The organism is Pseudomonas sp. URIL14HWK12:I12 (genome assembly GCF_003097135.1).
In the GTDB taxonomy this organism is placed as follows: domain Bacteria; phylum Pseudomonadota; class Gammaproteobacteria; order Pseudomonadales; family Pseudomonadaceae; genus Aquipseudomonas.
Genome location: NZ_QEQL01000008.1, coordinates 81,219 through 104,317 on the forward strand (window position 1 = coordinate 81,219; position 23,099 = coordinate 104,317).

17 protein-coding genes are annotated in these 23,099 nt (G+C 65.7%); 4 read left to right on the forward strand and 13 right to left on the reverse strand.

Features of this window, described 5'->3' with window-relative positions; genetic code table 11:
- The first annotated feature begins 206 nt into the window (after positions 1-206).
- Entirely contained in the window at positions 207-1,184 is a 978-nt protein-coding gene (locus F474_RS21385) for a DnaJ C-terminal domain-containing protein (protein WP_097089098.1), read from the forward strand.
- On the opposite strand, the gene F474_RS21390 is transcribed toward F474_RS21385, so the two are convergent.
- The 13 genes from F474_RS21390 to tssA form a co-directional block, all read right to left on the reverse strand.
- Positions 1,185-1,709, reverse strand: a complete 525-nt coding sequence (locus F474_RS21390) for a GNAT family N-acetyltransferase (RefSeq protein ID WP_097089100.1) — start codon at positions 1,707-1,709, stop codon at positions 1,185-1,187.
- A 173-nt stretch (positions 1,710-1,882) separates the two neighbouring features.
- On the reverse strand, positions 1,883-3,010 hold the full coding sequence (locus F474_RS21395; RefSeq protein WP_097089102.1) for an ankyrin repeat domain-containing protein: 1,128 nt from the start codon (positions 3,008-3,010) through the stop codon (positions 1,883-1,885).
- Positions 3,007-7,347, reverse strand: coding sequence for an RHS repeat-associated core domain-containing protein (locus F474_RS21400; RefSeq protein ID WP_097089104.1), 4,341 nt, complete (start codon positions 7,345-7,347; stop codon positions 3,007-3,009). The genes F474_RS21395 and F474_RS21400 overlap by 4 nt, the downstream gene beginning before the upstream one ends.
- Before the next feature lie 9 nt (positions 7,348-7,356).
- Entirely contained in the window at positions 7,357-7,776 is a 420-nt protein-coding gene (locus tag F474_RS21405) for a DcrB-related protein (RefSeq protein ID WP_097089106.1), read from the reverse strand.
- A gap of 1 nt (position 7,777) precedes the next feature.
- Positions 7,778-9,718, reverse strand: a complete 1,941-nt coding sequence (locus F474_RS21410) for a type VI secretion system Vgr family protein (protein ID WP_097089109.1) — start codon at positions 9,716-9,718, stop codon at positions 7,778-7,780.
- Between the two features lie 4 nt (positions 9,719-9,722).
- Complete coding sequence (gene tssH / locus F474_RS21415) at positions 9,723-12,374, reverse strand: type VI secretion system ATPase TssH (protein WP_097089111.1); 2,652 nt, start codon at positions 12,372-12,374, stop codon at positions 9,723-9,725.
- Complete coding sequence (gene tssG / locus F474_RS21420; protein ID WP_097089112.1) at positions 12,367-13,401, reverse strand: type VI secretion system baseplate subunit TssG; 1,035 nt, start codon at positions 13,399-13,401, stop codon at positions 12,367-12,369. Before tssG ends, tssH begins: the two co-directional genes overlap by 8 nt.
- Positions 13,365-15,221, reverse strand: coding sequence for a type VI secretion system baseplate subunit TssF (gene tssF / locus F474_RS21425; RefSeq protein WP_097089114.1), 1,857 nt, complete (start codon positions 15,219-15,221; stop codon positions 13,365-13,367). Before tssF ends, tssG begins: the two co-directional genes overlap by 37 nt.
- The gene (gene tssE, locus F474_RS21430; RefSeq protein ID WP_097089116.1) at positions 15,218-15,733 is read right to left on the reverse strand and encodes a type VI secretion system baseplate subunit TssE; all 516 of its coding nucleotides are present in this window, start codon (positions 15,731-15,733) and stop codon (positions 15,218-15,220) included. Before tssE ends, tssF begins: the two co-directional genes overlap by 4 nt.
- Before the next feature lie 62 nt (positions 15,734-15,795).
- Positions 15,796-16,284, reverse strand: a complete 489-nt coding sequence (locus tag F474_RS21435) for a type VI secretion system tube protein Hcp (protein ID WP_097089117.1) — start codon at positions 16,282-16,284, stop codon at positions 15,796-15,798.
- A gap of 49 nt (positions 16,285-16,333) precedes the next feature.
- Positions 16,334-17,827: a type VI secretion system contractile sheath large subunit gene (gene tssC / locus F474_RS21440; RefSeq protein ID WP_097089119.1), complete on the reverse strand. Its 1,494-nt coding sequence runs from the start codon at positions 17,825-17,827 to the stop codon at positions 16,334-16,336.
- An 11-nt stretch (positions 17,828-17,838) separates the two neighbouring features.
- The gene (gene tssB, locus F474_RS21445; protein WP_097089122.1) at positions 17,839-18,348 is read right to left on the reverse strand and encodes a type VI secretion system contractile sheath small subunit; all 510 of its coding nucleotides are present in this window, start codon (positions 18,346-18,348) and stop codon (positions 17,839-17,841) included.
- A gap of 84 nt (positions 18,349-18,432) precedes the next feature.
- Positions 18,433-19,437 (reverse strand): type VI secretion system protein TssA, encoded by a 1,005-nt coding sequence (tssA, locus tag F474_RS21450; RefSeq protein ID WP_097089263.1) that lies wholly within the window; start codon positions 19,435-19,437, stop codon positions 18,433-18,435.
- A gap of 384 nt (positions 19,438-19,821) precedes the next feature.
- Here tssA and tagH point away from each other — a divergent pair, with 384 nt between their 5' ends.
- Genes tagH through tssK form a run of 3 tightly spaced genes read left to right on the forward strand, consistent with a single transcriptional unit; the run spans position 19,822 to position 23,094 of the window.
- Positions 19,822-21,207, forward strand: coding sequence for a type VI secretion system-associated FHA domain protein TagH (tagH, locus tag F474_RS21455; RefSeq protein WP_097089124.1), 1,386 nt, complete (start codon positions 19,822-19,824; stop codon positions 21,205-21,207).
- Between the two features lie 24 nt (positions 21,208-21,231).
- The gene (gene tssJ / locus F474_RS21460; RefSeq protein ID WP_097089126.1) at positions 21,232-21,744 is read left to right on the forward strand and encodes a type VI secretion system lipoprotein TssJ; all 513 of its coding nucleotides are present in this window, start codon (positions 21,232-21,234) and stop codon (positions 21,742-21,744) included.
- 15 nt (positions 21,745-21,759) lie between these two features.
- Positions 21,760-23,094 carry a type VI secretion system baseplate subunit TssK gene (gene tssK / locus F474_RS21465; protein WP_097089128.1) on the forward strand — a complete coding sequence of 445 codons (1,335 nt, stop codon included), beginning with the start codon at positions 21,760-21,762 and terminating at the stop codon, positions 23,092-23,094.
- The last annotated feature ends 5 nt before the right edge of the window (positions 23,095-23,099 follow it).

The window sequence follows — 23,099 nt, forward strand, 5'->3', positions numbered from 1 at the left end:
ATGCTGCCCTTGCAGAAAAAACGGCCGCGCAGTGTATGCCAGCACGGCACGGATTCGAAGGCTGGCTGTCCGTTATTTCTGCCCCGCTGCCTTGAAAGCGGGCAGCTGGCCCCAATCTTGGAGCCATTGACCGCGCACACCCTACAGCCCTGCCTACCCAGCAGGGCGCCTGACGTGCGCATTGCCCGTTTCGAGGTGAGTACCCCATGGATTTCAAAGACTATTACAAGGTGCTGGGCGTAGACCCCAAGGCCGATGAGAAGGAAATCAAGTCGGCCTACCGTAAGCTCGCCGCCAAGTACCACCCTGACAAAAGCAAGCTGCCCGGCGCTGAAGACAAGTTCAAGGAAGTCTCCGAAGCCTATGAGGCCCTGAGCGACCCGGCCAAGCGCGCCGAGTACGACGAGATTCGCCGCTACGGCGGCCAGCATGGCCGGCCGTTCCAGGCGCCGCCCGGCTGGCAGGGTGGCTTCGGCGCTGGCCCGGGGGCCGGCGCGGGTGCGGGTGATTTCTCCGACTTCTTCAGCGCGATCTTCGGCAACCAGCGCGGCGCGGGCAACCCGTTCGGCGGCGGCAGTGGAAGCGGCCGCGGGCCGGGCCGTAGCGCTGCGCGTGATGGCCAGGACGTAGACCTGAACCTCGCCGTATTCCTTGAAGAGGCGCTGTCCGAAGAGCCGAAACAGGTCACCTTCAAGGTGCCGCAATACAACGCCGCAGGGCAACGCGCCAGCGACGTGACCAAGACGCTCAAGGTCAAGATCCCGGCCGGCGTCAGCGATGGCGAGCGCATTCGCCTCAAGGGCCAGGGCGCGCCTGGCGTGGCCGGTGGCGCGCCTGGCGACCTGTTCATCACCCTCAGCCTGGCCCCGCACCCGCTGTTCAAGGTCGAAGGCTCAGACCTGGTGGTGGAAGTGCCTGTCGCGCCCTGGGAGTTGGCCCTGGGCGCCAAGGTGGAGGTACCGACACTCACCGGCAAGCTGAGCCTCAGCGTGCGCGAGGGCAGCCACAGCGGCCAGCGCCTGCGGGCCAAAGGTCACGGCCTGCGTGCCAAGGCCGGTGGCCGCGGCGATCTGCTGGTGCAGTTGAAGGTAGTGATGCCGCCGGCCAGCGAAGCCAGCCGCGAGTTGTGGGAGAAGCTTGCCAAGAGCGCGGCCTTCGACCCACGTGCCGGCTGGGGCCGTTGATCAACGCCCGGGCGGCTGCGCGCCAGGGTTGAGGACCAACTGCATGAAGGTGAGGTCGAGCCAGCGGCCGAACTTCACCCCCACCTGGGGCATCTGCCCGGTGGTGTCGAAGCCCAGTTTTCGATGCAACGCGATCGAAGCGGCATTGCCGCTCTCGATCGCCGCAACCATTACGTGCTTGCCGCACGCCCGCGCCCGCTCTATCAGCGCAGCCATCAGCAACGGGCCCAGGCCCTTGCCGCGCTGGCTGGGGTGGATGTACACAGAATGCTCCACGCTGTGCCTGAAGCCCTCGAATGGCCGCCAGTCGCCGAATGAGGCGTAGCCCAGCACCTGGTCCTGCTCATCCACCGCCACCAGAATCGGATACCCCTGCGCCCGCCGCGCGTCGAGCCATGCCTGGCGGTTGGGCAGGTCTACAGGTTGCTCGTTCCAGATGGCCGTGGTGTTGAGCACTGCGTCGTTGTAGATCTCAAGCAATGTGGGCAGGTCGGGTTCGTGGGCGTCGCGCAGGATAAAGGGCATAAGGGCCTCGGGAGGGGGGCAGGGCGGCAAGGTTAGCATGGGCGGTGAGCCGCCACTGCTTGGGAGAAAGTGGCGCAGGTCGGGCGCCTGGCTTGCTGGCCGGGCGATGCTTGACCATCGAGGCGGCCTTGGCGTTCTAGCGGCCCATTACAATCAAGCCCCTTATTCCGCGCTCAAACTGCCTGCCTGGCTGCGTATTTCAACGCGATGGACTTCCAGCTCGCCGTCTGCTTTTTGTGTGCCCATTCCATCCCGTCCAACCCTTTTTTCGGCACTTTCGCCGGGCACAACGTGAGCAGCGTGACGACGTCCGGATCGTCGCCCTGCTCAGGCGGCTGCCCCGTCCAGGATTTGTTCACCAATACCATGGCATGGTCTGTGTCAGGCCACGGCAGGTCAGCCAGGTCAGCGTCGGAGTGCAAGAATACCTGGCCTGCGCACAGTGGCTCACCCTGTTGGCGCCGACGCGCCAAGCGCTGCAGCAGCTCAATCGGAAACGCAGCCGGGTGCTCAGGCGCCACGCCTTCGCTGGGCAGTGGCCAGCGAGCATCCAGGCACACCAGCAGCTCCATTCGGGGCTCGGTATTAACAAGGCCCGAGGTAAACAGCACCTTCTGGTTGTTCTTGGCTTCCACCAGGCTTAGCTTCAACCTCACGGTGCCGACCCGAGGCTGGGGAACGACCGCCTGCGGGGCTACCCAGCCAATCGTATTGTGAATGAAGGTTTCCACGGTGCCTTCTGCGCCGCTGGGGGGCTCGGGGCAATCCTGAATGCTGGCGGCCCCCGCTTCCTTGAGCATCTCGACGATAGCTTCATGTTCCCAGCCCACCGCATGGTCCAGTGCAGTTTGGTTAGCCCAGGCATGCAGCCTGTTGAGGTTGGCGCCCTGCTCGATCAACCAGGCAACAATCGCCTTGCGGTTAGCGATGGTGGCAGCGATCAATGGGCTCAGCACGCCGTCTGGCTGGCCATTGATGTTGGCGCCTGCTGCCAGCAGTACCTGGCAGGCTTCCAGATTCCCGTGGTCGGCCGCGATCTCCAGCGCTGTGGCGTTTCCCTCATCCGTGTAGGGCACATCGACCGGGCAGTTGTTGGCCAGCAACGCGTTGATGACTTCCGTGTTGCCCTTTTCTGCGGCCACATGAAGCAGGTATTCACCCAAGTCCGGGTCCACCGGCGTGCTGGCGAGCGACGGGTTGTCGCTCAGCTGCTCGAGGACGAACGCGTTGTCTTTCTTTTTGATGGAGGCTTTCAGCTTTTGCAGCAGCTTCATCTGGGATTTTTCGGTGGCCCCACTCATATGAACTTTCCTCTTTTCATGGCAGCGCCCATCTTCTTCAACGCCTCTTCTACGCCGGGCAGGCCCTTTTTATCCGCAGCGCTCAACCGCTCGAAGACTTTTTTCGCGGCAGCGATCGAATGATGGCCGGCGCCATTTTGCGCCCAGGTGAAGTTTCTGAGGTCTTCATTGATCTTGATGTTGTACTTGCCCAGTATCTTCTGGGCGTCCTCGATGAAGGCCCGGTTTTGCGCAGTCCAGCTCTTGGGTGCCTTCTCCCGCACAATATGGTGCCGGTGCGGGTTTTTCATCATCTTGGGCGCGGGGCCCATCTTTTTCTTGTCGCCCGCGCTCAGGCGGCAAGTCTCCCACCCCCACGGATCCACCCACCCCATCGGCTCCGGCGCGTACTGATACAGGTTCACCCCACCCGCCAAGCCGATTGGGTCTGGCGTGGTAAAGCGCCCTACCTCTGGGTCGTAGAAGCGGAAGGTGTTGAAGTGCAGCCCGGTCTCGCGGTCCAGGTATTGCCCCTGGAAGCGCAGGTTCTGCTCTTCGATGAACGCCGGGTCGCGCTGTTCGTGCAGGGTACTGCCCCATACCCGGTACTGCGCGCTCCACAGGGGCGAGCCGTCGCTTTCGGTCAGCTCTTCGGGCATGCCGTTGAGGTCGGCGTGGTAGTAGCGAATACGCTGCTGGTCACCCTGGCCGTCGATGCGTGCCAGCGGTGTGTAGCTGTCTTCTTCATAGACGTACAAGCTCACCCGGCCGTGGCGCTGCTCACTGAGCAGGCTCAGGCCATCCCACTGGAACTGCGTATGGCTCAGTACCTGGCCGCTGGCGTCGCTGTGCGTTTTGCCCACGCGGCGGCCCAGCGGGTCGTAGGCCATGCGTGTCACGGTTTCGCGCAGGCCCTGGCGGTCGTGCACGGCTATCAGGCGGTGCTGGGCGTCGTATTCGAAGCGTTGCACGCGCTGGCTGCCGCTGCGTTTTTCCGCCAGGCGCCCAAAGCCGTCGTAGCGGTAGCGGCGGTCTTGCCAGGTGAGCAGTTGGTTGTGTTTGACATAGCCACCAGGGTGCGCCGGGTCGAGCAGGTTGGCAGCCGGGTCGAAGGCGAACTGTTCCTGGGCCAGGGGGCTCTGGCTGGCGATGATGCGCCCACTTGCGTCGTAGTGCAGGTGTTGGCGCAGGTCCAGGGCCGGTCGCTGTTCATGGCGCAGCACCAACTGGTCGGCAGCGTCCCAGCGCAGGTGCTTCAGGGCCAGGGCGGGCAGTTGCGGGGGCGTGTTCAGTGGCCGGCGAGTGCGCGCGGTGAGGCGGCCGCAGCGGTCGTACTCACTGTGCGCCAGCAACGCGCCCTGGGTGCGCGACACCTCGCGATGCAGGCGGTCGCGGGTGAAATCACTGATCACTTGCCCATCGAGATTGAGTTGGTGCAGGTGGCCGCTGCCGTAGTAGAGGCGGTTCAGCCAGCGCCCGTCCGGTAACCCGGTGCGCTGGCGATTGCCCAGCTCGTCGTAATCGAACGCCAGGTTACCGGCCGCGCCGTGCTGGGCCGTGAGCTGGCCCAGCGCGTCGTAGGTGAAAGCGGCTTTGGTCTCGTTGCCCGCAGGGTCGGTGAACGCGGCTTCGAGCAGTTCGCCGTTGGCACCCAGTTGGTAGCGGGTGGTGCCGTCGGCGGTGTGCAGGGCGATGAGCTGGCCTGCGGCGTCGCGCTCCAGCCCGTGTTCGATGGGGGCTTCAGAGGCATCCGGGCGGGGCTGCCAGGTGACTTGTATGGCTTGGTCCAGGGCGTTGTAGGCAAACTGCTGGCGGCTTCCGTCAAGGTTGGCCTGGGTCACGATGCGGTCGCCGATGTCCCAGCCAAAACCGTAATGCTCGCCGTTTTCGTTCGTCAGCCGCTGCAACCTGCCATAGGCGTCGTATTGGTACTGCTGGCGCCGGCCCAGCGGGTCGGTGCGCTCCTGCGCCTGGCCACGGCTGTTGTAGCGCAGTTGCACCACGTTGCCGGCCGGGTCGATATGGCGCAGCAGGTTGCCGGCGGCATCGCGCTCGAAGCGCTCCACGCGGCCATCGGGCAACTGGCGGCTGAGCAGCGCGCCATGGCTGTCGTAGCTCAAGCAGGTGCGCTCGCCCAGGGCATCGGTGATCTGTGCCAGGTTGCCCTGGGCATCGTAGGTGTACCGGGTGCTGTAGCCCGAGCAATCGGTGTACTCGGCCAGCAGGTGGTTGGCGGCCCAGCGCAGCACCTTGCGCTTGCCGGTGGCATCGATGATCTCCACCGGCAAGCCATCGGCGTCGTAGCGGTACTGGGTGCTGTGCCCCAGTGGGTCGGTTTCGGCGGTGAGGTTGCCGCGCTGATCGTACTGGTAGCGCCAGCTCTGGCCGGCCGCGTCGGTTTCGCTGACTGGCAGCGGCCAGTGCGCCAGCCACTGGGTGCTGACGGTGCGCCCCAATGGGTCGCGGCGCTCGCTGAGGTTGCCGGCCGCGTCATAGGCCAGTGCCCATTCACCGCCTTGCGGGTCGAGCATGGCGGTGAGCTGGTTGTCGTCGTCCCAGCGAAACTGCCAGTGCTGGCCAAGATTATCGTGGTAGTCGGTGATCAGGTTCGCCGCGTTCCACTGGCGCTGGCTGACCCGGCCCAGGCCATCGCGCACCTGCATGCGGCGTTGGCTCAGGTCATAGTGGAAATCGTACTGCTCGCCGTCACCGGTCCAATGCCGTACCACACGCCAATGGTCGCCGAATTCCGCCCACTGGTAATGGCATTCCAGGCCCTCGGCACGGCGGTGGTAGATCATCCGCCGGCCGCTGTCGTAGGCAAAAAGGCGGCACTGGCGGCCTTCGGCATCGATCACCTCGGCAAGGTCACCCTGGGCGTCGTAGCGGTAACTGACCCGTAGTTCGCGGCGATCATCCACCACCTGGCTGACGCTCGCGGCGCGCCGCACGTGCACCGGGTCGAATGCGATCTCCACGCGCCAATAACCGCTGTCGTCGGCCAGGGCACACACACGGCCCAGTGCGTCGTATTCGGGCAGCAGGCGATTGCCGTTGCGGTCGCCGAGCAGGGTCAGGCGCATCTGCCCCGGCTGGCCGGGCGTGGCCTCGAACAGCCGGTAAAGCCCGTCGTCACCTTCGATCAGCATGGCACCGTTCTCATGCCGGCGCACCACCAGGCCGAACCCTGCGCTGTAGGTGGCGCTGCCGGGCGCGATAGCCCCCATCTCGATGGGCCGGCCCTGCTCGTCGGTGTACACCCATTGCTCGCCGCCGCTTTCCAGCGGTGCACTGTGCACACCGATTTCCCAAGGCAGGCTCCAACCGGCGCCGAGCAAGCCCTCGCGGCGTTCGTCGCGGCTGTTGTAGAAGCGCTGCCACACCAGCGGCACTTGGCTGGGCAGGCTGAAATCCAGCTCCTGTTCATCCCCCAGCACCTTGGCGCCGGTGCTGGCATGCACCGGGTTCGGGGAGGCGCTGATGGCGCGGGTGATGGCGCTGGTGACCTGGCTCATCACGAAACCGTTGACCATCCCCAGCATCATGCACGGCAGCTTGCTGAGAAACTTGCTCGGCCGCCCGCGCAGGGCCGCCAGCACCGTCAACGCCAGCCCGATGCCCGGCGTTTTGCCACTCTTGATCGGCCGCACCGTGACGGGCGGCCCGCCGATGCGCACGTTGGGCGAGATGTTGCCGGCGTCCACCACAATGGCTTCGCAGGTAGATTTGTCGCCGCTGCGCACGGCCGGCTGCCCCTCGATGCTGACCTTGCTCGACCCTTGCGCCATGTACTGCGGCGTGCCAGGCGGGTGCTTTTCGCAGAGGATCTTGTCGTCGTCGCAAGGCACCGCCAACGGGTGCGGCGCCGGCTCCACGGTGGGCTGCCACAGTTCGGAGAAGATCGACTTGGCGATATCCAGGTAGCTGGGCTCGGCCTGCTTGATCGCTGCCTCGCCAGCCGGTGGCTGCGGTGCGCCGAGTTTGCCGGCAGCGCGGGCGGCGGGCTTGCCGTTGGTAAAGGTTTTTTTCGCGCCGGTGGCGATGTGTGCTTGCACCGTGGGCGGGAAAAGCCCGCTGCCGATCGCATCGCACATATGGGTCAGGCCCGTGTCCATGCCGCTCAGGCTCATGCCCACGCCCACCGCGATGCCCACCACGGCACCCAGTACGCAGGCACCCACGCCGGCCGTCAGTACCGTCAGGCCCACCGCCGCTACGGCAGCGCCTGCCAACGCGGTGGCGGCGGCGCCCACGGCGGCATAGGCGGCCAGCTCCAGCACGCCGGAGGTGAGGTCGGCCATGAACGAGGTATGGAACAGGTCGTCACCCATGCGGGCGGCGAAAAGCGCATCAGACATGAACCGGCCTCAGAAGAACTGCGCGCTCTGCTTGAGCTGCGCCCAGTGGGCCGCCTCGGCATCGCCCAACGGCTGGTTCTTCACATAGCTCAGCGCCAGCAGCTGGGCGCGGTGCGGCACCACCAGCGCGGCCTGGTATTGCCACACCTGGTTGCCGTTCTGGCTGAAGTGGCTGCGCACTTCCAGGGCCGGCACCCCATCGATGCTCACCGCCTGCGGCTCGCTGGCCTGAAAACCCTGAACCTGGCCCTTGAGCCTGTTCAACTGTTCGAGAAAGGTGGCCTGTAGCGTACCGCCCGCCGGCAGCGGGCTGCGGCTGATGATCAGCGAGGTGCCCAGCGCGGCGAAGCGCAGCACATTGAGCGAGCTGTCCTGATAGTCCTCGGCGGGCAGCTCCAGGGCCAGTTCGTTGACGCGATAGAGGCTCATGTCAGGCACCTTGGTCGTTCTTGAACAGCGCCTTGACGGCCGCTTCGATGGTGCCTTGCACCCCCTGGCCGTCCGGGCTGGCGCCGGCGTCGCCGCCGACGTTCATGTTGTAGTGGCCGCCGGTGTTGATCTGGGCATCGCCACTGGCGAAGAAGTTGAAGCTGGTGCCGGTGAGGTTGATGTGGCCGCTGGCATTGAGCTCCAGCACGCTTTTGCCGCACACCAGGCGCAGGTTCTGGCCCACTTCGATGATGTACTGCTGGCTGACGCTGTCGCGCTTGTTCAGGCCCACCACCAGGCTGTCGTTGCGCTGCACCGCGCGCAGGCGGTCCTGGCCGATGAACACCTGCTCGTCGAGGCCGACGCTCTTGACGCGATTGCAGCCCACCGAATGGGTTTCGTCCTTTTCGACGACGATGTCCTGATTGCGCTCGGCGTGAATGTACAACTGCTCGGCGCCGAGGCGGTCTTCCATGCGGATTTCGTTGAAGTTCGCTGGGCCGCCACCCTTGCTGGAACGGCTTTTGGTGCCGCTCTGGGTGGCATTGGCCGGCAGCTCATAGGGCACCGTCTGCTCGGCGTTGTACACCCGGCCGGTGATGATCGGCCGGTCGGGGTCGCCTTCGAGAAAGCTCACGATCACTTCCTGGCCGATCCGCGGGATCTGCATCGCACCCCAGTTCTTGCCGGCCCAGGCCTGCGATACGCGAATCCAGCACGAGCTGTTCTCGTTGGACTGGTCGTGGCGATCCCAGTAGAAATGCACCTTCACCCGGCCGTATTGGTCGGTCCAGATTTCCTCGCCGGCAGGCCCTACCACCTTGGCCGTCTGCGGGCCCCGAACGATCGGCCGCGGTGTGCTGGCCAGCAGGCGAAAGCTTTGCTGCGCCTCGATACAGCTGACCTGGCATTCGAACTGGCCCCCATCGCTGCCGGCACCGCTTTCCATGGCCTCCTGGCTGAGGTAGTAGCGGCTGCCGATGGCCAGGTATTCACGGTTCTGATCCGGGCGCGGCATGTTGCTCAGGCTGAACAGATGCCCAGCGCCCACGCCGCGTACGCTGCCATTGAGCTCCAGCTGCTCGAACTGGGCCTGCAAGGCTTCAAGGCGGGTGCGTGCGTAGTGTTCGCCGTCTTCACTCTGCACGTAGGTGCCGGGGTAGTCGTACAGCGGGTAATCGCCTGCACTGTGGGGGCGCGGCATGGCCGAGCGCACGTCGATGCGCGCGCTGGGGCGCTCGAAGTCGTAGTCATTGAGCTCCAGCGAGCCGGGCTGGATCTGCCGCGCCAGGGTCCAGTCGCTGAAGTGGTCACGCTCGCGCAACTGCCCGTCAGGCGGGAAGTACGGCACTTCGGCGTAGCCGGGGGCCACGCTGTGGGCGCCGTAGGCGTCGGCCAGCACCAGCACGTGGCGGTCGGCCTCGTGGCGGAAGTAGTAGTAGATACCCTCCTGCTCCATCAGGCGGCTGACGAACTCGAAGCTCGTCTCGCGATACTGCACGCAGTATTCCCACTCCCGATAAGGCTTGCTCAGGGCGTCTTCGAAATCGGAGAACCCCAGGTCGCGAAACACCTGTTTGATGATCTGCGGTACGGTCTGGTGCTGGAAGATGCGGCAGTCGGAGGTGCGCGTGAGCAGCCACAGCCAAGGCTTGAGATTGACCCGGTAGGCGGCGTACTGGCCATGCCCTGCGGTTTGCGCGCAGTGCGCGACGATGCCGTGGAACGGCCGGGTGCCGCCGCCTTGCAACTGCACCTGTACGCTCGCTGGCTTGCCCAGCAACTGGTTCAGGTCAAGGCTCTGGTCCCAGCTCACCAGTTGCAGGTTGAAGTCGAACAGCCGCCCCAGCTCCTCGTGGCCGCTCAGGTTCTGCAACAGCAGCACGTTATCGCCCAGTGGCGTGTGCACCTGGGCCAGGCGGGTGGTCTGGGACAACTGCATAGGGTCAGGCTCCGAAACGGTAGTGGAAGTCGCCGTCCACCACAGTGATGTTCACCGCTTCCGGCTCGTGCCCCTCGAGCATGCGCTCCAGGAACTCACGGCTCAGAGCCGGCAGCAGGGTGTTGGTGAGAATGGCGTCGATCATCCGCCCGCCGCTTTCGGCTTCGGTGCAGCGTGCCACGATCTGTGCCAGCACCGCATCGTCGTAGCGCAACGGCACCTGGTGGGTGGCTTCCACGCGTTTGCGCACGCGCTCCAACTGCAGGCGGGCGATGGCCTTGAGCATCTCCGGCGAAAGCGGGTAGTAGGGGATGGTCACCAGGCGGCCGAGCAGCGCTGGCGGGAACACTTCAAGCAGCGGCTGGCGCAAGGCCTTGGCGATATCTTCCGGGTCGGGCTTGGCGTTGTCGGCGCACATCGCGGCGATCTGGTCGGTGCCGGCGTTGCTGGTGAGCAGGATCAAGGTGTTCTTGAAGTCGATCACCCGGCCCTCGCCGTCCTCCATCACGCCCTTGTCGAACACCTGGAAGAACACTTCGTGCACGTCCGGGTGGGCTTTTTCCACTTCGTCGAGCAGCACCACGCTGTACGGCCGGCGGCGCACCGCTTCGGTCAGCACGCCGCCTTCGCCGTAGCCCACGTAGCCCGGTGGGGCGCCCTTGAGGGTCGAGACGGTGTGGGCTTCCTGAAACTCGCTCATGTTGATGGTGATGACGTTCTGCTCACCGCCATACAGGGCTTCGGCCAGGGCCAGCGCGGTTTCGGTCTTGCCCACGCCTGAGGTGCCCGCCAACAGGAACACGCCGATAGGCTTGTTGGGGTTGTCGAGCCCGGCCCGAGAGGTCTGGATGCGCCGGGCGATCATGCTCAAGGCGTGGTCCTGGCCGATGATGCGCTGAGCCAGGTGGCGGTCCAGGTCCAGGATGGTCTGGATTTCGTTACGCGCCATGCGGCCTACCGGAATGCCCGTCCAATCGGCCACCACCGAGGCCACCGCCTGGTAATCGACGCTGGGCAGGATCATCGGGTTTTCGCCCTGCAAGGTAGTCAGGCGTTGCTGTACCTCTTGCAGTTGGCGGCGTTGCTCGGTGTCTTCGGCGTCTACCTGGCCGTGGCGCTCGCGCAAGCTGGCGCGCAGCATCAGCAACTCATCCACTAGGGCTTTTTCGTCGCTCCAATGCTGCTCCAGGTTCAACAGGCGAGTGCGTTCGGATTCCAGTGCGGCCTGGGTTTTGCTCAGGCGAGCGCCGGTATCAATACCGATGGCACCTTCGCGCTCGATGATCGCAAGCTCGGTTTCCAGCGCCTCGATACGCCGGCGGCTGTCGTCCACCTCCGCAGGCACAGCGTGCAGGCTTACTGCCACGCGGGCGCAGGCGGTGTCGAGCAGGCTCACGGATTTGTCTGGCAGCTGGCGTGCCGGGATGTAGCGGTGCGACAGCTTCACAGCCGCCTCCAGCGCCTCGTCGAGCAGTTGCACCTGGTGATGGCGCTCAAGCGTCGAGGCGACGCCGCGCATCATCAGCAGGGCTTTGTCTTCACTGGGCTCTGGCACCTGCACTACCTGGAAACGGCGGGTCAGGGCCGGGTCTTTCTCGATGTGTTTCTTGTACTCGGCCCAGGTGGTGGCCGCCACGGTGCGCAGCGCGCCGCGGGCCAGCGCCGGCTTGAGCAGGTTGGCAGCATCGCCCGTGCCGGCCGCGCCGCCGGCACCTACCAGGGTATGAGCCTCGTCGATGAACAGGATGATCGGCTTGGGCGAGGCCTGAACCTCTTCGATCACCTGGCGCAGGCGCTGCTCGAATTCGCCTTTCATGCTCGCGCCGGCCTGCAGCAGGCCCACGTCGAGCGCGCGCAGCTCCACATCCTTGAGCGCCGGCGGCACATCGCCGGCGACGATACGCAGGGCAAAACCTTCGACCACCGCGGTTTTGCCAACGCCGGCCTCGCCAGTGAGGATCGGGTTGTTCTGCCGGCGGCGCATGAGGATGTCGACCATCTGGCGAATTTCCTCATCGCGGCCTACGATCGGGTCGATCTTGCCCTCGCGGGCCGCGGCGGTCATGTCGACAGTGAACCGCGCCAGTGCCTCCTGCTTGCCCATCTGCGCAGGCGCCACCGCGCCGGACGCCTCACCTGGAGCGGCGGCGCTGAAACCATCGCTGGCGGCCAGTACGCTTTCCGGAGAATCGCCCAGAATGGTGTCGAACTGCTCGGTCAGGGTGTCGAGCTTGATCTTGTCGAACTCCCGCGACAGGCCCAGCAGGCTGTTGCGCAGGCTCGGCGTCTTGAGCACGCCGATCAGAAGGTACGCACCGCGCACCTGATGCTCACCGAACGAGAGACTGGCGTATACCCAGCCACGCTCGACCGCCTCTTCCAGGTTCGAGGCCAGGTCGACGCTGGCGGTGGAACCGCGCGGCAGGCGGTCCAGGGCGTCGGTCAGGTCTTTGGCCAGGCGCGCCGGCTCCAGCTGGAAGTGGCGGATCAACCGATGCAGGTCGCTGTCCTGCAACTGCAACACCTGGTGCAGCCAGTGCACCAGCTCCACGTAAGGGTTGCCGCGCAGCTTGCAGAACACGGTGGCGGCTTCCATGGCCTTGTAAGCCAGGCTGTTGAGCTTGCCGAACAAAGCGGCGCGGCTGATCTCACTCATGGGGGCGGTCTCTTTCCTTGAAGTCGTTGGCGTAGTGGTGCGATAGCAACAGGTCAGCGGCGTCGCCGGCGGGCTTGCCCAACCAGCTGTCGAAGCCCAGTCGTGCGCTGCCGTCCAGCGGCAGGGCCGGGATGTGCGCGTGGCCCAGCACCAGGTTCAGTTCCCAGTCCAGCTCCAGGCCCTGGTACTCGCGCACCCAGGCGGCAACGTCGTTCCAGGCCGCAGCGCCGGGCAGCAAGTGGTGATACTGCGCCAGGGTCAGAGGGCCCAGGCGCAGGCGGAAGGTGTGCTGGCGGTCCCAGACATGGCTGCCCAGGCAGGTGTCCACGCCCAATTGGCAGCGGCCGAGCTGGCTCTGTTCCGGCAATGGCAACCATTGGCCGACGAACTCCTCCAGCTGCACCGGCACCCCCAGGTATTCGCTCAGGATCGCGCGCAGGCCATCGGGGTAGCGAGTCTGCGCCGCCAGGTGGCCGGCGTAGTGGTGCTTGGCGTCTTCAGGCAATGGGCCGATGCCCCGCAGGCTGGGCATGCCACGGCCACTGAGGGCGGCCAGGCGCGGCGACCAGTAGTCGTCATCGGGGCGGTCATGGCTGGCGGTGGGCCGGGCTTCAGCCCAGGCGCGGTAGAACAGGCTCAGCAGGCGGTGGTGGAACAGGTCCAGAAACGCCTTGGGCGTCGCATCGCCGAGGTTACGCTCACGGTCGCGGATGAAGTCGGTCAGGTGCAGCGGCAGCGGGCCGTTGGGGCCGGTGAGCCCGAAGAAATGCTGCTCCAGCCGAGGCGGCGCGCCGTCGATGCCCGGCACCCAGGCCGCCAGCGTGGAGGGCGCGAAAGCCATGTCAGGGCGCTGGCCCAGGCGCAACGGGTCTTCGGCCAGGCGCAGCGAATGGCCCAGGCGCGGCAGCTCGGGGTGCTCGCACTGGATGCGGCGAAGGGCCTGGAAGAAATCGTGCTCCCAGGGCTCGTCGGCCAGCGCCGTCTGCGGCTTCAAAGCGTCGGGCGCTTGCCCGGCTGGGCTTTCCATCGCATTACCTCGCCCCGGTCGGTGCTGTTGAGCACCGTTTCGGTAAAGCTGTTGATCGACACATAACGCGCCAGGAAACGCTCGAATACCGCGCCCAGCAGGAAAATCCCCGTACCGCGGAAGGCGTTTTCGTCGAAGGTCAGGCCGATTTCCAGGCCACGGCCGAACACGATCGGCCCTGGCATCGGCAGGCGCCGGGTCACGGCTTGGCAGGTGACGCTGCGCAGCCCTTCGATCTGCTGGTGCAGCGCGCTGTCCTTATCGTCACCGTACAGGTGCAGCAACTCGCGCAGCGCCGAGGCGCCCTGGCCCTGTTCGGTCAGCGACAGGTAATTGAGCGACAGCTGGCTGATCAGCCGCCAGGCGCGGTTTTCGTTGGCGTGGCTGGGCCGGGGCCGGCTGGGGCCGGCCAGGCAGCGCACCGCTTGCACCGGTGCGCTGTCGGAAAGGGTGAAGTCGGTCTGCCCGCCGGTGCTCATGAACAGCGGCAAGTCGCGGTTGGTGCACAGCGCGGTGACGCCCAGCTGGCGCAGATCGTTGCGCCACGGGGCCTGGCGCGCGTCCACCAGGCTCACGAACGTCTCGCTGCCGATGTAGTTCGAGCGCGGGCCGTTGCGCCGCTGCGTGCTCGACAGCACTCGCTGCTCACGACGCAGCAGGTAGTAGGCCTGGTGATGCCCATAGTGGGACGGGTCGCGCACGGCGTAGAACGGCAGGAAGGGCTGGTCTGGCCCGCTGCCATGGCCGGTGATGCCGGTGATCGAGTGCACCTCGAAATCCAGCGGCCGGGTGCGGTCGGCGATCACCTGATGCTCGTGGTTGCGCTCGCTGAGGTGGATGCGGTCCAGGCGCTTGCTGAACAGGTTGATCGCTGGCGTACAAAACGGCCGCAAATGCTGTGCGCCGAGGCTGCCTTCGAGCGCCGGCTGATGGCGGTCGAACAGCACGATCACCTCAAGCACCTGCCCCTTGCAGCGTCGCGCCCCGGCCTGCAGGCCGCTGAACTCGACGAACAGGAAGCGTTGCGGCAGAGCGAAGTACTCCTGCAACAGGCGGTAGCCTTGAAAGGCACGCGGCACCACTGGCAGCGCGGCGTCGCGGTCATCGAAGCCGCGCGGGCGCAGGCTGCTGGGCGCAAGGCGCTCGGCCCAGTCGCCGCCCGGCTCACGCAGGAACACTGCGCAGGCATTGCCCAGCAGTTGCTCGTAGAGCTGGAAGGGCTGCTCGTCGGCGCCGCTCAGGTACAGTGGCAACTCATCGAGCGCCAGCTGGTTGAACGGCAGCTCGCCACTGGTGCGCAGTTGCAGGCGCAGGCCGGCCCGGGCGTTCGGCTCGCTGGCCGCAAGCCGGCCCAGCTGCGCGCCAGGGTTGCCGAAGTACTCGGCCTGCTGCACCTGAATGGGCCACAGCGTGACCTCGTGGGCGCTGCGGTATTCGCAGGCTGTCTGTCCGCCAGCGGCCAGCGGCGCACGCAGGGCGGTGCCCCGTGGCAGGGTGAAACCCGTCGCCAGCGCACTGCCCTGAGCGTCGGGCTGCATCTGCACCACGGTCATCGACGGCGTGGGCGCCAGGTAATGCGGGTAGGCGATTTCCAGCAGGTTATGGGTGAAGGTCGGGTATTCGGCGTCGAGCTTGAGCTGCACCCGCGCGGCCAGCCAGGCGAAGCCTTCGAGCAGGCGTTCGACGTAAGGGTCGGCGCACTCCAGGCCATCGAGCGACAGGCGGCTGGCGATCTTGGGGTATTCGCGGGCGAACTCGGCAGCGCTGTCGCGCACATGCTGAAGTTCCTGGTTGTACAGTTCCAGCAGGCGCGGGTTCACGTGCGCCTCCGGTGTTCGGCCGAGTAGACGTTCACTTCACCGGTTTCCAGGTCCAGGTCGGTCTGCAGCAACAGGCGCAGCGGGACCGGCTCGGCCCACAGGTCACCTTCGATCTCGAAGGCCAGGGCGTTGTTGGTGCGTTGGTCGGGCGCTTCCAGCGCACGCACGCGCAGGCTGCCGGGCAGGATGCGCGGTTCGAAGGTGGCGATGGCGCGTTGTATCTGTTGCTCGAGCTGGTGCACGTCCATGCCCGAGGCGCTGTGGCCGGCCAGGGCTGGCAGGCCGTAATTGATCACCGAGCTGCCTGCCGGCAGCGCACGGCTGGCCTCGGCGTCGAGCAGCGCAGTGCTGTTGAGCAGCCAGGAAAGGTCTCGCAATACCGAGGCTTTCAACTGGGCGCGGCTCAGTACCCGCTGTTCCGGGCCTTCCTGCAGGTGCCCGGGCGCGTCGTCCAGCAGGCGGTCGAGCAGCGAAGGTTGCAGGCGATCGCGAGAAGTCAGCGGTGTGGCCATGGCACAGGTACCGAGCGCGGAATATCAAGCCCGGCGCACGAGGGCGCGCCGGGCACAGGGCATTACAGCTTGACGTTCTGGCGAACGTTCCAGCCGTAGTTGATGGCACCGCCATCCTTGGTGCCGTCGGATTTCTGCGGCTGATAATCGACCTTCACCTGGGCGAAGTTCAGGGTGACGTTCTCGGTCAGGCGGTCATCGTGGTTCGAACCACCGGTGCTCACCGACGACACCAGCACTTCCTTGAGGGTGATGACCATGTACTCGACCTGCGCCTCGCCGCCGGCCTTGCGGATGGTCAGCTTGGCTTCCGGATAATGCTTGCCGCTGGAGCAGGCCATCATCAGGTTGGGGGTGGACTTGTCCATGTACTTGGTGAAGTGCAGGTCCTGGATGTTGACCTTGCCGGCGCCGCCACCGCTGCCCATGTGCATGTTGCCCGACTGGCTCATGCCCCAGGCCCAGTTGATGACGTCGATCTCGCCACTGTGGACTTTGTCCTGGGCTTCGCCTTTGACGTCGCCGATCTTGATGAACATATCTACGGCCATGATGCCTCCAGATTGTGCAGTGGCCGGCCTTCATGGCCGGCGCTGTGAGTCAGGCGCCCTTGACGGACGGCAGTTTCGATACGAGGCGCAGCGACACGGTCAGCCCTTCGAGCTGATAGTGCGGGCGCAGGAAGAATTTCGAGGTGTAGTAGCCGGGGTTGCCCTCGACTTCCTCGACCACCACCTCGGCATCGGCCAGCGGCTTCTGTGCCTTGGTGGTTTCGGTGGAATGCGCCGGGTCACCGTCGACGTAGTTCAGGATCCAGTCGTGCAGCCAGCGCTGCATTTCGTCTTTTTCCTTGAAGGAGCCCAGCTTGTCGCGAACGATGCACTTGAGGTAGTGCGCGAAGCGGCAGGTGGCGAACAGGTACGGCAGGCGCGCGGCCAGGTTGGCGTTGGCGGAGGCGTCCGGGTCGTCGTATTCGGCAGGCTTTTGCAGCGACTGAGCGCCGATGAAGGCGGCAAAGTCGGTGTTCTTCTTGTGCAGCAGCGGCATGAAACCGTTCTTGGCGAGTTCGGCTTCACGGCGGTCGCTGATGGCGATTTCGGTCGGGCACTTCATGTCCACGCCGCCGTCGTCGGTGGGGAAGGTGTGGGCCGGCAGGCCCTGCACTTCACCGCCAGACTCCACGCCGCGGATGCGCGAGCACCAGCCGTAGTGTTTGAACGAGCGGTTGATGTTCACGGCCATCGCGTAGGCGGCGTTGGCCCAGGTGTATTTGCTGCTGTCGGCGCCGTCGGTGTTTTCTTCGAAGGCGAAGTCTTCCACCGGGTCGGTCTTGGCACCATAAGGCAGGCGCGCCAGGAAGCGCGGCATGGTCAGGCCGATGTAGCGGGCGTCTTCGGACTCGCGCAGCGAGCGCCAGCCGGCGTACTCGGGGGTGGTGAAGATCTTCGACAGGTCGCGCGGGTTCGACAGCTCCTGCCACGAGCCCATGCCCATGACGGTGGGCGAAGCGGCGGAAATGAACGGCGAGTGCATCGCCGCGCACACCTTCGACAGCTCACCGAGCAGCTCCACGTCAGGTGGAGACTGGTCGAAGTAGTAGTCGCCCACCAGGCAGCCATAGGGCTCGCCGCCGAACTGGCCGTATTCTTCTTCGTAGAGCTTCTTGAACACCGGGCTCTGGTCCCAGGCGGTGCCCTTGAATTTCTTCAGGGTCTTGTGCAGCTCTGGCTTGGAAATGTTCAGCACGCGAATCTTCAGTTGCTCGTCGGATTCGGTGTTGTTCACCAGGTAATGCAGGCCACGCCAGGCGCTTTCGACGCTCTGGAACTCGCTGTGGTGCAGGATCTGGTTGACCTGTGCGGTGAGCTTGGCGTCGATCGAGGCGATGATCGATTCGATCGACTTGATCGCATCGCTGGAGACCAGGTCGGTTTGCGCCAGGGCCTGCTCGGCCAGGGTGCGCACGGCGCTTTCCACCGCTTCCTTGGCGCGCTCGGTCTTGGGCTTGAATTCCTGCATCAGCAGGGCGGAGAAATCACTGGCCTCGGCGGTGGTGCCGGCCTGGGCCTGGTTCTGGGCTTTCAGTTCGCTCATGGCGGTTATCCTCAGGCGGGCTCAGCGTCGTTTTTCGGGGCAGCGACCAGCGCCTTGAGCAGCGCTGGGTCCTGGATGGCCTTGAGGATCGCTTCCTCGGCGCCCACCTTGCCGTCCATGTAGGTCAGCAGGTTGGCCAGCTGGGTGCGGGCCTCCAGCAACTGGCGCAGGGCGTCCACCTTGCGCGCTACGTTGGCTGGGCTGAAGTCGTCCATGCTCTCGAAGGTGATGTCCACCGGCAGGTTGCCTTCGCCGGTCAGTTCGTTGGGCACGGTGAACGCGACGCGCGGCTGCATGGCCTTCAGGCGCGAGTCGAAATTGTCGACGTCCACTTCCAGGAACTTGCGCTCGGCCACCGGCGCCAGCGGCTCGGCGGGTTTGCCGGTGAGGTCGGCCATTACGCCCATGACGAAGGGCAGTTGCACCTTCTTCTCGGCGCCGTAGAGCTCCACGTCGTACTCGATCTGCACGCGGGGCGCGCGGTTGCGCGCAATGAACTTCTGAGAACTGGTGTTAGCCACGGGGTATCTCCTTGCCGCCGAAGCGACCTGTTGGCTTGCCCCACGGCCCTTGCGCGGGTGGGGGCGGAGGTTGCTGGGCCCTTCTTACTCCGGGTCAGGCCCGCGCAGGGTTTCAAACTGGCTCATGCCATCGGGCAGCAGGTTGCGCACGATGGCAGCGAAATCGGCATGCACCAGCTGCCTGGCCCGCGACAGCAACACCGGGACCGGGCTCGAGGGCTCATGGCGCTGGTAATACTCCAGCAGGCGGTCGAGGGTGCGCTGCACGTCGTCGCGGCTGCCAATCACGCCGGCGGGGCGTGGGGCAGCATGCTGGGAAGGAGCCTGCGCAGGCGCGTCGTCGGCGGGCGGCTCGGTGTCGCTGATGGCCGGTGCCGCGTCGCTCAACAGCTGGCGGGCCAGGCGCAGGGGCTGGCGCAGTGGCGCCAGGTCGACGCCTTGGCTTACGCCCAATTGCTCGCCGACCCGCCGCTCTATGGCGTCCAACGCTTCAAGCGCGTTGGCCAAAGCCGCGACAGTAGCCTGCAGCGCATCGGCATCGGCGTCGATGAGCGCGCCGCCGAACTGTTCGGCGGTGAGCGTTTCGCTCTGCCAATGCTGCAAGCCGGCCGCGTTGGCGGCGGCGCGCAGGGTGACCGGGCCGAAAGCGCGCGAGCGCAGCAGCGGGGTGTCTCGCAGCAATTGCAGGGTGGTGTCGCTGCACAGGCCCATCAGTGCGTTCAGGCGCAGGGTCGGGTCGTTGTCGTCATCGGCATCGAGCTGCGGGTACAGCGGCTGCCAATAGCGCTCGAGCAGCTCACGCACCAGCACCAGCACGTCGGCAAGGCCGGCGAAGCCTTCGAGGGCCAACTGGCTCTGGGCAAGAAAGTGGGTAATGCGCAGGTCTTTGCTACGGCTGAGCAGTTGCAGGGAAAGCTGCTGGATGTCGCGCCACTTCGGTGGCTCAGCGGGCAGCACAGCATCGCCCATGGCGCGCTCGGGCTGGCCTTTGGCTTCACGTTCGAGTTGCAGGAAGTCAGCGTCGTACTCCAGGTCTTCGCCACAGGGCGATCCCTCGGAAACTGCGCTTAGCAACAAGGTGAGGTCCAGCAATTCCGATCTCCCTATCGGTGGCAGTGCGCTGCTTTCATAAAGGAAAGCTCAGCAAGGATTCATTGAATGAACGCACCGCTTTTCGTCCGTAAATGTCGATATGCCACTATGAATTGAGGCGAAAAGTGCGGCATTGTTGGACGCCCGTATCAGGGTTGTCAAGATTTCGGATTGGTCCTTGTTGACAAGCGTGATGCCCTCTACAATCTGCGCCCTCACTGTTATGCAAGTTGGATGTGTGCCTTTTCGCTGTCGCGAAGTGCTGGCAAAATTCAGCGAAACAGCCGCCAAAATCAGGGATTAGAGCCGTCGGCGAAATGGGCATGGTTCTACTGCATGCGCCATGCCGCTGTGTCGAGGCGGGTCTAGAGAGGGAACTCCATGCCATTGCAGCTGACCATCACCAGCTATCACAAGATCACCCCGGGGCAGCGCGCCGAGGTGTCGGTGAAAGACGCTGCGCTGTCCATTGGTCGCGGCGCCGACAATGACTGGGTGCTGCCCGACCCCGAACGCCTGGTGTCCTCCCGGCATTGCCTGGTGCAATACCGCGACGGCCATTACTACCTTACCGATACCAGCACCAACGGCGTCGAGCTGCTCAAAGCCGGTATTCGGCTGCGCCGGGGCAACAGCGAGCGGCTGGAGCATGGCGAGGTGATCCGCCTGGGCGACTACGAAATCCAGGTGAGCATCGAGCAGGCCTCGGCCGAAGCCTTCGATCTGGGCGGGCAGGGCATGGAAAGCTTCGAAGCGCTGCTCAACCCGCCGCCGGCACCTGAGCCGCCGCGGTTCCCGGCGCAATTCGAGCAAGCGTCGGCGATGGACACACTGCCCGATCTGTTCGACTTTCTTGCGCCAGCTGCGCCTACCCAGGATGCCCGCCCGGATCATGTGCCGGCCGAGCAGCACGACTTTCGCCCGCCGCAACCGCTGGCGCCTGTGCCAATTCCGCCGCCCGCGCCCCCCGGCGGGGCACCGATCCTGCCGGAGTGGGACTTTCTGAGCGACGAGCCTGCTCCGGCGCCCGCGCCGGTGCCCCCGCTGGCGCCTGAGCCATCCCCCGCTCCCGCGCCAGCGCAACAGACACTGCCGCCTACGCCGGTCGCGCCTGCACCGCCTGCACCGCCTGCGCCTTCTGTGCCCGGGCCTGCCCCTGCCCCTGCACCTGCTGCGGCCAACGATGCGGTGCTGCAGGCTTTCCTGCGCGGCGCGCGGTTGGAGCACCTGCGCATCGACGCTGAACAGGCCGCCGCGCAGATGGAGCACCTGGGCCGCAGTTATCGCTTGATGGTCGAGGGCCTGATCGACGTGCTCCGTGCTCGCAGCAGCCTTAAAGGCGAGTTCCGTATGCAGCAGACCACCATCCAGCCGCTTGAGAACAACCCGCTCAAATTCGCGCCTAATGCCGACGAGGCGTTGCTGTTGCTGCTGCGGCACGGCAACCGGGCGTTCATGGCACCTGACGAGGCAGTCAAGGACAGCTTCGATGACCTGCGTGCCCATCAATTGGCTGTGATGGCCGGCGTGCAGGCGGCCATCGGGCATCTGCTGCAGCGTTTCGAACCCAAGGCCCTTGAGGCCAAGCTGGCGCCGGCGGGCGGGCTCTCGGGCCTGTTCGGGTCGCGCGATGCCCGTAATTGGCAGCAGTTCACCGAGCTTTACCAGAACATCGCCCGCGAGGCCGAGGACGACTTCCAGGACCTGTTCGGCCGGGAATTCAGCCGCGCGTATGAAGAACAGAGCGCACGATTGCGCCGAGAATAGAGCTACCAGGACCTACTGCCGATCATGAAGATCCCCCTGCCCTCGATAGCCGCCTGCCGCACCTGGTTGCTGCTGGCCGGCGCGTGCGCCCTGGCTGCCTGCGGGCATGCCAGGCCCGACGAGCCGGCCACCGCTGCCCAGGGTCCTGCCCAGGTGGTGCTGCACTTTTCTGCCATCGCTTCACTCAACCCGGGCCCTGAAGGCCAGCCTACCCCTGTGCGTGTGCGTGTGTTCGAGCTGCGCAACGCCGGGCGCTTCCGTGGCGCCGATTATTTCGCCCTCGTCGAGCAGCCCGGCCAGGCGCTAGGTGATGACCTGGTCGATCGCGACGAGCTGCTGGTGCAGCCCGGCGAGCAGCGTGACCTGGTACGCCGGGTGAACCCGGCTACGCGCCAGCTCGGCATCGTGGTGGGTTACCGGGCACTGGACCGTGCGCAGTGGCGCGATGTCATCGAGCTGCCGGCCGATGGCCGCGGCGACTATCAGATCAGCCTCGACGTGCATGCCATCCGCAGCGCGCCGGCGCTCACTCCGTAAAGCCCTGGAGGCAGCATGTCGTGGAATAACCGTGTGATCTGGTCGGAAGGCATGTTCCTGCGGCCGCAACACTTCCAGCAGCACGACCGTTACCTGGAGCAGCTGGTGGAGGCGCGCAGCCGCCCCTTCGGCGCCGGTGGCTGGGGCTTTTCGGAATTGATGATCGACAACGCGCTGCTGGCCCAGGGCAAGCTGGGCATCGTTTCGGCCAAAGGCCTGCTGCCCGACGGTACCCCGTTCGACATTCCGCGCCACGACCCGGCCCCGGCGCCCCTGGCGATCGCCGACTCGCTGCGCGATGGCGTGGTGTACCTGGCAATGCCATTGCGCCGGCCCGGTACCCGCGACACGGTCGATGAAGGCGAGCCTAGCGGCGGCGCCCGTTATCTGAGCCAAGTGCGCGAAGTGCGTGACGACAACGCGGCCTTCGAGAACCGCGCGCCGGTCGCGGTCGGCAGCCAGTTGCTGCGCCTGCTGACCGAGGCCGACGGCCTGGCCGAGCATGCTGCCATCGGCGTGGTGCGGGTGCGCGAAAAACGCGCCGACCGAGCACTGGTGCTCGACGAGCAGTACATCCCCCCGGTGCTCGACATCGCCGCCAGCGCCGTGCTATCGAATTTCGCCCGCGAAGTGCCGGGGCTGCTGCGCCAGCGCGCCGAAGCCCTCGCCGGGCGGGTGGTGGCCAGCAGCGCCGGCGGTGCGTCCGAAATCGCCGATTTCATGCTGCTGCAATTGTGCAACCGTACCGAGCCCCTGTTCAGCCACCTGGCCAACCTGAGCCCGGTGCACCCGGAGCGGCTGTATACCGAGCTGCTGGCACTGGCCGGTGAATTCGCCACCTTCGCCAGCGCCGAACGCCGCGCCGAGCCTTTTGCGGTATACAACCACGACGACCTGCAGGGCACCTATGCGCGCCTGATGGCTGCGTTGCGCGAAGCCCTGGCAATGCTGATCGACAGCAAGGCAGTGGCCATTCCCATCGTTGAAAAGGCCTTCGGCGTGCACGTGGCCATGCTCAGCGACCGCAGCTTGCTCGACACCGCCACCTTCGTGCTGGTGGTGCGCGCCGACATGGACGCGACCACCCTGCGCAGCCACTTCGTGCAGCAAAGCAAGGTCGGCCCGGTCGAGCGCATTCGCGACCTGGTCAACCTGCAGCTGCCCGGTATCGGCCTGCTGCCGCTGCCGGTGGCGCCACGGCAGTTGCCGTACCACGCCGGCTCGAGCTACTTCGAGCTCGACCGGGGCAACGAGTTGTGGAAGCAACTGGCGCAGTCCGGCGGCTTTGCGTTCCACATGGGCGGCCAGTTCCCTGGCCTGAGCCTGGCCTTCTGGGCCATTCGAGGGTAAGCCGC